The organism is Microbulbifer mixtoriginis (SeqCode), from assembly GCF_052468275.1.
In genome coordinates, this window is record NZ_CP174341.1 from 1,365,421 (window position 1) to 1,378,735 (window position 13,315).

The following is a 13,315-nucleotide window of genomic DNA, read 5'->3' on the forward strand; positions in this document are numbered from 1 at the left end:
AAATCATTTTATTAATTTATTTTTGTTGGGGAGGTTATAGGGGTCGATTTTGTGGCGTTAATAATATTTTTCATTTTAAATAAATTTTCATGCCTGTTGTGTTGGCTGTTTGAAGGGGAATAATATGGCTGTTTTGGTTGGTTGAATCAATATTTTATTAGAGTTGATAATGAGGTCGCTGGGGGACGATCATCGGTTTAAGTAAAGCTTGTAAATAATAAATTATAAATTTATTGATAATCAAAAGGATGGCTTTATGAAGAACTTCAAGCGAGTGCTGCTGGCTGCATCTATTAGCTTGCCGGTTATTGGGGGGCAAGCGTTGGCAGCAGGCAACGTGAATGGGTCTATTGATGGGACAGTTATTAGTAGCAGTGGTAACGACCTGAGTGGCGCTACAATTATCATAGAAAATGATAAAAATGGCTTTAGAAGGACTATGTCCACGGGTGAGGATAGTGACTTCCGTGTGAATTTGCCCACAGGCATCTATAAGGTGACTGTTCAGAAAGATGGCTACCAGCCCGCGGTGGTTGAAGCCGTTGCCGTTTCAATAGGTAGCTCTACCAAGTTGGATATACCGTTGATATTGGGAGATCTGGAGGAGGTGGTTGTAGTGGGGGAGGCGATTCCCCAGATCCGCACTGGCACGGCAGAATCTGCACTGAATATAGGCTTGTCAGATATAGAGATGTTACCGGTTGCTCGTAATATTGAATCGGTTGCTTTATTGGCTCCTGGTACTGTTTTAGGTGATTCTGGGTTTGGTGAAGATAAGGATCTTATATCGTTTGGGGGGGCTTCCGTAGGAGAAAACGCCTATTACATTGATGGCCTCAATGTCACTAATTTCCGCAACGGGTTGGGTGGATCATCGGTACCTTTTGAATTTTATGACCAGTTCCAAATAAAAACGGGGGGGTATAGTGCTGAATTTGGTCGCTCTTTGGGGGGAGTGTTCAACGCCGTTACCAAGAAAGGCTCCAACGAATTTGAATATGGTGTTGTTGCCTATTATGAGCCAGCAGCCTTGCGTTCAGAAGCACCGGACTCTCTCTCTGCAGATGGGACTCTCTATGACTTAAATTCGGAAAATGAGGAGTCCAAGTACACAACAGATTATTATGTTAGTGGCCCTATCATTCCGGATAAATTATTTTTCTATGTCCTTTACGAACAGCAGGAAACGGTTGAAGAATTCACTACAAGAGGGAGTCCAAGCAGATACAACGATAGAAGTATTGATGATGATTTCTGGGGAGTCAATTTAACCTGGAATGTAACTGATAATCATATCCTCTCTTATATGCAGTTTTCAGACAAACGCACCAGGGAAAATGATCAATTCAATTACGACTATTTTAATAGAGATAAAAAAGAGTATACGGGCACTAAGTGGGATAAGCGTGGCGGAGATAACTGGCTGGTTCGTTATGATGGTCAGATAACAGATAATTTCAGTGTTTCTATGCTCCATGGCCAGAATGAATACTCACTTACTACAATTAGTACAACTGATATGGAGTGCCCGTATGTAAGGGACTTTAGTGCCGGTGCTTTACCTGGAAATACGGATGACAGACCTGGCTGTCAAGCTAGCTCTAGAATTCAGTCTGGAGGTGATGAAAGGGTAGCTGATCGTATCGATTTTGAGTGGGTGATTAATGATCACACAATACGCTTCGGCTACGATCAGGAAACTAACTCCTCTTCGTCTAAAGAAACTTATTCTGGAACAGGTTTTAGGGAAGATGGGGGAGTGTTTTACACTTATGATTCATATAAACCTGGTGTAGAGCTTCCCAATGGCACGGTGGTTGACAATGTAAATGGTGATGGCTCTCTTGTTCATATAGTCTCTTATCGGGTTGGCGATGTAGAAGGGGACTTTGAGGTTGAGTCAAAAGCTTTTTATATCGAAGATACCTGGGATATTACGGATACACTTACTTTAAGTGCAGGAATTCGTAATGAAACTTTCTCCAATTTTAATGGAGAAGGCGATACTTTTATTGAAATTGATGATCAGTGGGCGCCACGGCTAAGCTTCTCTTGGGATCCAGGTGGTGATGGCGAGTCCAGAGTATATGGCAATTGGGGTCGTTACTTTATGCCTATCGCTTCCAATACCAATGTGCGCTTATCTGGCGGTGAATTGGGATTTGAAAGGTATTTCATTTTTGATGGTGAATACGATCCGAAAACATATGCCCCTACAAATGTTGGTGCCGATGGCGTTCCTACATCTGAAGAAGTTGGATCCGCAAGGGTAACTTCAGATGGTAATGTGCCGGATAGTGCTCAGCTCTCGGATAAAGACCTCAAGCCTATGTATCAGGATGAGTTTATTCTTGGTTATGAGAGGCTTTTTGCTGATGACTGGACATTGGGAATTAAAGCTACCTATCGTGATTTAAAATCACATATTGATGATGTGAGTATTGACCATGCGGTAGATGCTTTGGGATATGAGCACACTGGTGATGGTCATGGTTATGTGCTTGCAAACCCGGGAAGTGATATCACCATACCTTACGATCGTTATGGAACGGGCCAGTTGGAAATGACAACATTTTCGGCTGAACTGCTTAACTATCCAGAGGCCAAAAGGACTTATAAGGAGTTAGAATTTTCCGCGAAGCGCGCCTTTGATGGTATTTGGGGTTTAAATGCGAGTTACACCTGGTCTCAGAGTAAGGGGAATAGTGAGGGGTACGTTAAGTCGGACAACGCCCAGGATGATGCTGGGATTACCCAAGATTTTGATTTCCCCGAGTTGATGGATGGAGCCAACGGATATTTGCCAAATGATCGTACTCATAAAATAAAAATTTATGGGAACTATCAGGTGATGGAGAATCTTTTGTTGGGGGCTAATTTTCTTTTGCAATCAGGACGTCCAATTAACTCCTTTGGTGCTGGCCATCCCAATGGAACCCCGGCTTATGGAGATACTTATTATGTGACTGACTCAAATGGAAATCTTATTAAGACAAGTCGAGGCAGTAGAGGGCGAACTAGTTGGGTCAATCAGATAGATTTATCCCTTGTCTATAGTACTCGCATTGGTTTGGCTGATGTGGAGCTTAGAGCTGAGGTCTTTAACCTGCTTGATGCGGATGCTGAAACAGAGGTTTATGAGTTTGCTGAGTCAAGTCCCGGTGTGTTAGATCCAAGCTGGGGGGTAAATCAAGAATATCAAGTCCCTCGGTATTTTCGCTTTGGGGCAAGTGCTAGGTTCTAGCTAAAATTTGTTGTAAGTTGATATTTTTTGCTGGAGGTCTTCTATAAAAAGAAGGCCTCCTTTATCGAGAGTGTTCATGTTTACTCTCAAGGCCTAGTTTATGCTGGATAAAAAATCATCATCCACCATTTGAATCCTTACTCCGATAGGTTCGTCAATCTGAAATATACTTCTAGCCGTATTATCTAGCTCAATGGCCATGCTTTGTATCACCTCATGAGTGCGATGAGGTGTTCTATTACAGAGAATTTCGATATAACAACCGGCCGGCTCAACCTGCTTGGATTCGATCACGATAACTGGAATCTTTTCTCCCTCTGCTTCCAAGCGCTTGGTGACTATCTCATTAAAGATATTGGCTGCAGAGTCAGGAATTATCTTCGAGACTTCTACAAATATTTTACAGCTGGACATATGCGGGATTCCTAGTATCTCTATTGAAGAGGCTCTCGCTTCTTCGTGCAGCTAATATACAGTTAGTGTAGCTGTTAAAAAATGAGCTGCTAATTTTACAAATCTATTAGGGTATCACTGGCAATATAAGGGTCATTAATGGGGGCGCTGTGCACTGTTGTTGTATATTTAATTTTCTAGTTATTTTGGTTTTTGCCCAGTGTCTGCTTGAATGAAAAAGAGGGGTGTAGAGTTTTACTGTACGCGATGTAAGTGCAGTCTAACCCTGATCCAACAAGCTTCGATATATTTACAGAGTCTAGATAAGTTCTAACTGGATAGGGTAAGGTGGCTCTCTACCTAAGCTATATCATTCGGATTTGTTATATCAAAATTGGAGGCTGAGGTAGGCATAAAAAATTGGCTGCCCCGAACTAATAGGCTATTAGCGAATCTCTGGGCCCTGTTTTCATGGCAGCTATTTATAGAAGCAATGGCTCACCTGAGCGGTAGCAACATTGTGATAAATCAAATGCTGAATACGCTCTCTTAATTTATCAGATAAAGTGGAGGTTGTGATCCCACCAAGGCCGTGCCCCACTACCAGTATTTCTTGTAACTCCTCCCCTGCTATCAGGTTGACTATATCGTCAAAGAAAGTATTGATACCCACTTTAGTGGAAAGGAGGTGTTGGCACTCACCTAGGCCTGTTTGGGTTAGGCTAAAGACCCAGCGCGAGCCTTTGATTGACTTTAGATCAGTACCAACCACTATGAAACAGACCGTGTATCAGTACCAGGGTTTTTGTAATTGGCTGTAATTTTATCGTCAATCTACTCAGTATAGAGCGCAGAAGTCCTCAGATGGCCCCAGAGGTATTGCTTGATATCCTAATTTCAAATATCTAAAGAGGGGTGAGTTATCAGCCCTTGCCTTTTTCGATATTTCCAGGCCTGCTTGAGCTGTTATCACGGGTTTGATAGTGATGTGAAACTTCTCCAGCAAGTAAAATTTCTTCGAATTTGACTATCAGATAATAGAGAATTAGATTTGGCGCCGCGGCACACAGATCACACTGGTTTCGCATAAATACAATGAATATCTTACTCGCCTTAACTGGTACAAACAGGGTGAATCCTATTGCCAACTCCGTTTATTCAAACTTCCCGCGCGATCAACTCCGACTCAATCTACTCTCTAGCGCTGATAAGCACATTAGGGGTATTTCTATTACTGGGCTGGGGGATATGGTTTTTTTTTAAAGAAATCACGGTTTATAGCGTTAGTGACCAGGCGAGACTTGAACAAGAGCAGAATACCGTACATGTCAGCACTCAGAGTACAGGAAGAGTAGTTGCTATTACTGCCTCGTTGGGAGATACCTTGAGAGAAGGAGACTTGCTAATAGAGCTGGATACCAGGGCATTTGATTTGGATCTAGATGGTGATTTTCGAGTATCTCAGAGCCTCTCGGATCAATTACTGGCAATAGAGCGAGAAGAGCGTTTACGGGATAAAAAATTTACTGAAGACGACAAGGCTTTAAGTGATCAGCTGAAGCTGCTCCAAGAACAGCACAAACTTCAGATGAACAACCAGCAGATTCAGGCAGATGTGGCGGAGCGCTATGAACGCTTGCTGAAGAAACAGCAAAGCTCTGAACTTGATTACCTTGCAGCTAAACGTACCTATCAGCAAATGGCCATGGCCACTCTCGCATCGAAAGCGGCAATAAGAGCAACCCATGATCGCCGGGAGCAATTGGCTAGCGAGTATCAGTTATCCATGAGTGAATTGGAACAGCGTCGAGCAGATCTACAAAGACAGCTGGCGGAGGTGGATACTCGCATTCAGCAGAGCACCTTGGCGGTAGATGAACAGCGTCTGCGTGCGCCTATCTCCGGTAAGCTTGCTTCACTGGCGGATATTCAGGAAGGGGAGGTATTAGTCGCAGGGCAACAGATTGCCACACTACAGGCTGAGGGTAATATCACCGTACAGGCGTTTTTCTCTCCTGCCCTTGCTTTGGGACATATTCGTTCAGGGCAGAGTGCGCGAGTAAAATTAGATGGGTTTTCCTGGGCGCGTTATGGTCAGTTACAGGCCCGTGTAGAGCGGGTCGCTAGTGCTGTGCAAAAAGGAAAGATTCTCGTTGAGTTATCTCTCCGTGGAGAGATTCCCCCACAGTTGCCGCTATTGCATGACCTACCAGCAAGGGTAGAGATTGCCACTGGAGTAAAGACACCATATCAGTTGCTATTGCAAAGTGCTGGCGACTTCTTATCAGGCCAAGCAGAAAGTAGTGTAAATTCGTTGGAGACCCTGTAGTGAAGGGACAAGTTCGCTGGTTGGTTCCCGAAGTTGTGCAAACTTCCAATATGGATTGTGGCCCTGCATCCCTTAAGAGCTTGCTTGAAGGCTTTGGTGTAAATGTACATTACGGCCACTTGCGTGATGCTTGTCAAACTGATGTAGACGGCACTTCTATTAATACCCTAGAGAAAATTGCAGTTGAGCTGGGGTTGGATGCGGCACAGATGGTCGTGCCCAAAGATCACTTGCTGTTAGGTTCAGCAGGCTACTTGCCGGGGCTGGTGGTAGTGCGCTTGCCCAATGGTAATACTCACTTTGTTGTGGCTTGGCGTAATCACCGAGGAATTATACAGGTTATGGACCCAGCCTCGGGAAGACGTTGGCCCAGTGCGCGACACTTTCTCGATGAGTTGCATATCCACACTATGCGCGTTCCGCCGCAAGGGTGGAGAAGTTGGGCTGGAGGAAAAGATTTTATCGATCCCCTGCAAGAGCGGATGGAACAGCTGAGAATTTCTAAATCCATCAGCGAAGTAATGTGTGAGCAAGCCTTGAAGAAAGGGGACTGGCTCTCACTGGCTTTTCTAGATGCCAGTGTAAGAATGTTGGCAGCGCTCGTTGGCTCTGGTGCGGTGCGACGAGGGGCAGAAACAAGTGCATTGTTGCAAAGGCTGATAAGTGACTTTTCAGAAGACACGATTAACGCTTATCAACTAGTGCCACAGAGCTATTGGTGTGTACGCCCTTCCAGTTCTCCCGGCACTGAAGAAGTTGACACAGTTGAGCTTAGACCAGAGCTGTTGGAGTTTAGCGGCGCCGTAATAGTCAGCGTAAAGGGAGTACGTGAAAGGAAAGAAATCAAACCTAAATCGGAGGCTCTAAGCAAAGCTTTACAAGTACAGTCAATAAGCCCACTCCGTCAGTTATGGGAGTTTTTGCGAGAGGATGGTTTGCTTGCCCCGAGTATCGTGATGCTAGCGATGTTCGCTGCGGTGCTTGGTGTGATGGTTGAGGCACTGCTATTTCGAGGTTTGATCGATATCCACTCGGAACTAGCTACGGAGGTGCAGCGAATCGGCGCTGTCACTTTATTACTGGGATTTATGTTGACACTCATACTTGTGCAATGGCCGATGACCAAGCTACAGTTAATTATTGGTAAGCACTTGGAAAATCGTTTTCGCATGCGCTTTCTTTCCGCATTGCCGAAAATACCAGATCATTTCTTTCAAAGCCGCCCAACCTCAGATACCGCAGAGAGAGGTCATCGTATAGCAGCTCTGAGAGAGTTGCCTTTACTGGGGGGAGGGATACTCTTCAAAGGGTTGTCACTGCTCACAACAGCTATTGGTATCGTTTGGATAGCGCCCACAACCGCGCCTCTGGTGTTATTAATAACGGGGTTACAGGTAGTTATTCCTCTGCTATTTCAGCCAGTACTTAGTGATCATAATATGCGTGTCCAGACCCATACTGGCGCTCTGGCTAGATTTTATATGGATGCCCTGCTGGGAATAATACCAATTCGTACACACGGTGCTGGAGAGTCTGTTCGCCGTGAACATGAAAGTTTGCTCACCGAGTGGATTAAAGCAGGCTATTCCTCTTTGTGCTTCCAGCTTAATAGCCAAGCGGTGCAGCTGATTGTGAATGGGGTTCTCACTTGTGTACTGGTGATTTACTGTGTTCAGACCCTAGGGGCAAATCCCTACTTACTTCTGCTTATTTATTGGGTATTGGCACTACCGCCACTGGGGGAAGATATCGCACAGTTAATGCGGAGCTACCCTCGTCATAGGAATACCTTGTTGAGAGCTTTAGAGCCGCTGCAAGCGGTTACGGTTGGTGCTAGTGAAGAGCCTTTTAATGATAAAAGGGTTCAACCTTTAAAGGCGCCTGTATCATTTCGTTTTGATAATGTCAGTGTTAAAGCCAGTGGTAGAAGTATTCTTAAGAATATTAATCTGAATATTGCCTCCGGGGAGCATGTCGCCATTGTTGGTTCATCTGGTGCTGGCAAGTCAAGCTTGGCCGGTTTATTGTTGGGTTGGCATAACCCTGAGAGTGGAATCCTATTGCTAAATGGCGAGAAATTACAGGGTGAATTACTGTGTCGTTTTCGTCTAAGTTGTGCTTGGGTCGACCCTGCAATACAACTTTGGAATAGCAGTTTGCTGGATAACCTAAACTACGGTAATAACTCCTCTTCCTCCTTGTTCCCAACACTGCAACAGGCTGATCTATTAAACCTAGTTGCCTCTTTGCCTGAAGGTTTACAGAGCACCTTGGGGGAAAGTGGTGCGCTTGTCAGCGGAGGGGAGGGGCAGCGCGTGCGATTAGGTCGTGCCCTAGGCCGAGAGTCTCCAGCTTGTGTCATTTTAGATGAGCCGTTTCGCGGGCTAGACCGCGGGCAACGCCAGCGCTTACTTGCTCGTGTAAGGCGAGTATGGAAAGACACCACCTTAATTTGCATCACTCATGATATTTCAGAAACCAAAGATTTTCCTCGCGTATTGGTGGTAGAAGATGGGCAAATTATTGAGGATGACGCACCCGCAAATCTGGAAACACAAACTGAATCTCGTTATGTCCAACTTCTTACAGCGGAAAAGAGACTCTGGCAAGAGTGTTGGCAAAGTGCCGATTGGCGCCATCTGCGTATGGAACAAGGGCGAATTACTGAGCTTCAATCTGCAATAAAAAAACGGGCTCAAGATAGAGGCGCTGTGCAGTCTCAAGAGGTGCATAGTGAAACTTGAAGCTTCCATAAGCAAGCTGCGCCATCTCTGTTGGCCTACTGCCCAGCTAGATGGTGCAGTGAAAGCCTTGGCTCTTCATAGCGGCCTTGAGCCTGCAGTTCCTGACTCCGAAAGCAAAGCGCAAGTATATTGGGATACAGATGCTCGCTTACAGTTACAGGCAGAAGCTTTCGATTTAAATATTGAGCAAGTTAACTGCAAATATGGGGAGTTGGAGCAGATGCTGGTTCGGGCCGCACCAGCCTTACTGCGTTTGCGCTTTGCGGAGGGGGAATATTTCATTGCTTTGTGTGGTGGTAATCGTCGTTTTTTACATCTTCTTACGCCATCACAACAAGTCGTAAAGCTGCGTCCAGGTCAAGTGTTGAGAGTACTAACAAGCGCACAAGAAACACCTCAGCGTCAACGTATTGCACGCCTACTGGACAGTGCCGAAATAGTTGGGCGGCGGCGTAAAAAAGCCACCGAGGCATTATTACGAGAAAATCTAGTAGGGCTAGAAATCGATGATTGCTGGTTGTTGCGGCAGCCTTCCCACCGCTCTTTTTGGCAGCAGCTGCGCCATCATCGCCAGCATTTGCGCTTTCTAAGTATGATCACCTGCCACACAGTACAAGTACTCTTGTTTATAGCCAGCTGGTGGTTGATAGGTCGTGCTGTTCTTGATGGCCATGTAGATAGTGGCTGGCTGGTAGCCTGGGTATTATTACTGATAACACAGATCCCCCTTTCACTCTTAACTGCTCGGTTACAAGGTTCCATATCGCTAGAAACTGGTGCTCTGTTGAAGCAGCGCTTACTCGCCAGCGCTTTGCGAATAGATCCAGGCAAGGTGCGCCATATGGGGTCGGGACAGATACTTGGGCGTGTTTATGATGCAGAAAATATTGAAGCCAGTGCGCTACAGGCGAGCTTTATGCTACTACTCGGTGGTGTAGAGCTGGTATTGGCTTTCATAGTGCTACAGCTAAGTCTTGGAACTCCAATATCGTTGGGGATTTTGACCATATTTTTACTTATAGCCATCGCTTTAGGGCGTGCCCAGTATTTGGCTCGTCAATACTGGACTGGTCAACGTTTGAGTATGACCCACCGTCTAATTGAGAAAATGCTTGGCCATCGGACTCGATTGGCACAGCAGAAACCTTCGGATTGGCACCGGGGGGAAGATCAGGAACTGGAAGAGTATTTGCGAAGTTCTACGGCAATGGATGGCAACATGACTCGGCTCGTCGCATTTTTGCCACGTTTCTGGTTGCTATTGGGTATAACTGGCTTGGTGCCTGTTTTTGTCAATAGCAATACTGAGAGTGGGCAAATTGCTGCGGCTTTGGGGGGGGTACTGCTTGGATATCGCGCAGTACTGAAAGGCATGACAGGGTATTCCAGTGGACTCAGCGCCCTGGTGACTTGGGAAAAAGTGCGTGAACTTTTTTCCTTGGAGGCTGCTTTAAAGCGGGGCGTTACCTCTATCTCATTGGCCAATAAAGTTCATTCAGACATACAAGGGCCCAAGCAGCCATTGTGCTATATCCGTGACTTAAGTTTTAATTACCCTAATCAAGACAAGATGGTCTTAAAAAACTGTAAGCTGAGTATTTATCCCGGTGATCGAGTAATTTTACAGGGGGCTTCTGGTTCAGGTAAATCTACTTTTGCAAATGTGATTGCCGGTATCCAAAAGCAAAGAGAGGGTATATTACTTATTAATGGGTACGATAGAACCAGTATTGGTGCTGAGTATTGGCGCAGGCTGGTTGCATCAGTACCACAATTTCATGAAAACCATGTACTTGGCGATTCTTTCTTATTTAATTTATTAATGGGTGATGAATGGCCACCAAAGGCGGAGAGTGTTCGTAGAGCCTATAAAGTTTGTGATGAATTAGGTTTGACTCCACTGATTAAAAAAATGCCTGCAGGGATGTTACAGACGGTGGGAGAAATGGGATGGAGATTGTCTCACGGTGAGATGAGCCGCTTGTTTATTGCACGGGCACTTTTGCAGAATTCTGAGTTGTTGGTACTGGATGAGAGTTTTGCAGCTTTGGATCCAGATAATTTAAGACGATCGTTTCATTGTGTGCAAAAATATTCGAATAGCTTAATTGTGATCGCTCACCCATAATTTTTGGTTAATTGTGGTGTGATTGAAGAAGGCGGGTTAAGCTATGACTATCTAGCATGTGTATATCTGCTAGATAACTTTTTAGAATTAATGATAAAAGGAGCAGGCGTATGTATACTGAAAGCGATATCCAGGTAGGTCCTATAGGTGGTATCGATCCTCCCGAAGAGATTTCTTTCTTCGCTGTATAATTTGCAGTGTGGCCAGAGATAGATAATTTCTCTTCTTTGTTAATTGGAGGAAGTTTTTCTCTGGCCTTATCTTATACGCTATAATATAAGTTTGTAGTTTTTCAGCGTTGATTTTTTGATTGAGATTTACATGAAATGCAAATCTCAATATTATATTTCACTACTGGTGCACATGGTTTCTATACTGTCATTGTGGTGACGCTTGACAGCCTTATCTTCTTGGGCAATAAAAGTTTCAATATCTCAATCTCATGGATCTTTTTTGTCAGTCCATAAGAAAAAAACGTCTGCGAAAAATATATATTTCGGTGTGGTTACTTACGATTGATTAGTGATTATCAAGTACGTAGCTGATGTCGAGCTTTCGCAATTACTTGATGGATTTAGCATCCGTTTGATCGATGCTTTTATTAAATTCATAGTTTACAAGTACATTTGCAAAGGCTCTTTCTGTGAACTTTAGTATCTTCCCTGTATTACTTGAGGTCAGCGTCTTTAACAGTCTTTACGGGACACTTATCAATATTAACGCGACTATGGTTTAGTTTTCTTAGATTGTAAAAAAGCCCGCATAATGCGGGCTTTTTTGATCAAGTCTTCAGCTTCTTATAATGCATCCTATGCGGTGCGGCATCCTCGCCTTTGCGCTGCACAAAGTCTTCGTGGTACTCGGTGTAGTTACCTTCAAAGAAGACCGCTTCACTCTCACCCTCATAGGCGAGGATATGGGTGGCAACGCGGTCCAGGAACCAGCGATCGTGCGAGATCACCAGGGCGCAGCCTGGGAAGTTGAGCAGGGCTTCTTCCAGGGCGCGCAGGGTTTCGATATCCAGATCGTTGGAGGGTTCGTCCAGCAGCAGTACGTTGGCGCCCTGCTTGAGGGTGTAGGCCAGGTGCAGGCGTCCGCGTTCACCACCGGAGAGTTCGCCTACGCGCTTCTGCTGGTCACTGCCCTTGAAGTTAAAGCGGCCAACATAGTTGCGCGAGCCCACTTCGTAGTTGTTGATCTTGAGCATATCGTGGCCGTCTGAGATGGCTTCCCATACGGTCTTGCTGTCATCCAGATTCTCACGGCCCTGCTCAACGTAGGCGACCTTAACGGTTTCACCGGTCTTGATCTCGCCGGAGTCCGGCTGCTCGGTGCCACTGATCATACGGAACAGGGTGGACTTACCGGCACCGTTACCGCCGACGATACCCACAATTGCGCCCTTAGGCACGCGGAAAGACAGGTTGTCGATCAGCAGGCGCTCGCCGAAGCCTTTGCTTACTTCTTTAAACTCAATCACATTGTCGCCGAGACGCTCGCCGGGCGGAATGTAGATTTCGTTGGTCTCGTTGCGGGCCTGGAAGTCCTGGGACTGCATTTCTTCAAGGCGGGACAAACGGGCCTTGTTCTTGGACTGACGGCCCTTGGGATTTTGACGGGCCCACTCGAGTTCCTTTTGCATGGCTTTGGCGCGGGCCTGTTCGCCGCGCTGCTCTTGCTCCAGGCGCTTTTCTTTCTGTTCCAGCCAAGTGGTGTAGTTGCCTTCCCAGGGGATGCCGTGGCCGCGGTCCAGTTCCAGAATCCAGCCGGCAACATTGTCGAGGAAGTAGCGATCGTGGGTGATGGCTACCACAGTGCCGGTGAAATCGTGCAGGAAGCGCTCCAGCCAGAATACGGATTCTGCATCCAGGTGGTTGGTGGGCTCATCGAGAAGCAGCATATCCGGGCGGGACAGCAGCAGGCGGCACAGGGCCACACGGCGCTTTTCACCGCCGGATAGGTTGTTGACGTCTGCATCCCAGGGCGGCAGGCGCAGTGCGTCAGCGGCGACTTCAAGGCGGTGCTCCAGGTTGTGGGCGTCCCAGGCCTGGATAATGTCTTCGAACTGTTGCTGTTTCTTGGCCAGGGCATCGAAGTCCGCGTCGGGCTCGGCATAATCGGCGTAGACCTGTTCCAGGCCGGCGAGGGCGTCAATGGCTTCGCGTACACCGTCCTCTACGTTGCCGCGCACGGTCTTGCTGGCATCGAGTTGCGGTTCCTGGGGTAGGTAGCCGACCTTGATGCCGGGCATTGCGCGGGCTTCGCCGTTAAAGTCCTGATCGACCCCAGCCATAATGCGCAGCAGGGTGGATTTACCTGCGCCGTTGAGACCGAGTACGCCGATTTTGGCGCCGGGGAAGAAGGAAAGGGAAATGTCCTTCAGAATTTCACGTTTGGGGGGCACTACTTTGCCCACCCGGTTCATGGTGTATACGTATTCAGCCATTTGGGGTTCCGTAACTGGGTGTTGCAATCGC

Annotated in this window: 6 protein-coding genes; 4 read left to right on the top strand and 2 right to left on the bottom strand. The window is 46.4% G+C overall.

Annotated elements, in window-relative coordinates; genetic code table 11:
- Positions 1 to 256 precede the first annotated feature (256 nt).
- Positions 257 to 3,244, top strand: a complete 2,988-nt coding sequence (locus tag ACJJIC_RS05970; protein ID WP_444910553.1) for a TonB-dependent receptor — start codon at positions 257 to 259, stop codon at positions 3,242 to 3,244.
- 93 nt (positions 3,245 to 3,337) lie between these two features.
- On the opposite strand, the gene ACJJIC_RS05975 is transcribed toward ACJJIC_RS05970, so the two are convergent.
- Positions 3,338 to 3,658, bottom strand: coding sequence for a hypothetical protein (locus ACJJIC_RS05975; RefSeq protein ID WP_444910552.1), 321 nt, complete (start codon positions 3,656 to 3,658; stop codon positions 3,338 to 3,340).
- A 1,120-nt stretch (positions 3,659 to 4,778) separates the two neighbouring features.
- Between ACJJIC_RS05975 and ACJJIC_RS05980 the strand changes: the two genes are divergently transcribed.
- The 3 genes from ACJJIC_RS05980 to ACJJIC_RS05990 are packed head-to-tail and all read left to right on the top strand — an operon-like array spanning position 4,779 to position 10,838.
- A complete protein-coding gene (locus tag ACJJIC_RS05980) occupies positions 4,779 to 5,966 on the top strand; it encodes an HlyD family secretion protein (RefSeq protein ID WP_444910551.1) in 1,188 nt (395 codons plus the stop codon).
- Positions 5,966 to 8,710 (top strand): ATP-binding cassette domain-containing protein, encoded by a 2,745-nt coding sequence (locus ACJJIC_RS05985; RefSeq protein WP_444910550.1) that lies wholly within the window; start codon positions 5,966 to 5,968, stop codon positions 8,708 to 8,710. Before ACJJIC_RS05980 ends, ACJJIC_RS05985 begins: the two co-directional genes overlap by 1 nt.
- Positions 8,700 to 10,838 carry an ATP-binding cassette domain-containing protein gene (locus ACJJIC_RS05990; RefSeq protein ID WP_445356609.1) on the top strand — a complete coding sequence of 713 codons (2,139 nt, stop codon included), beginning with the start codon at positions 8,700 to 8,702 and terminating at the stop codon, positions 10,836 to 10,838. Before ACJJIC_RS05985 ends, ACJJIC_RS05990 begins: the two co-directional genes overlap by 11 nt.
- Before the next feature lie 781 nt (positions 10,839 to 11,619).
- On the opposite strand, the gene ettA is transcribed toward ACJJIC_RS05990, so the two are convergent.
- Complete coding sequence (gene ettA, locus ACJJIC_RS05995; protein WP_444910548.1) at positions 11,620 to 13,284, bottom strand: energy-dependent translational throttle protein EttA; 1,665 nt, start codon at positions 13,282 to 13,284, stop codon at positions 11,620 to 11,622.
- Positions 13,285 to 13,315 lie beyond the last annotated feature (31 nt).

Bases quoted from the DNA above. Each gene is read 5' to 3' on its own strand.
- ACJJIC_RS05970 (WP_444910553.1), top strand. From the start codon at position 257: ATGAAGAACTTCAAGCGAGTGCTGCTGGCTGCATCTATTAGCTTGCCG.
- ACJJIC_RS05975 (WP_444910552.1), bottom strand. From the start codon at position 3,658: ATGTCCAGCTGTAAAATATTTGTAGAAGTCTCGAAGATAATTCCTGAC.
- ettA (WP_444910548.1), bottom strand. From the start codon at position 13,284: ATGGCTGAATACGTATACACCATGAACCGGGTGGGCAAAGTAGTGCCC.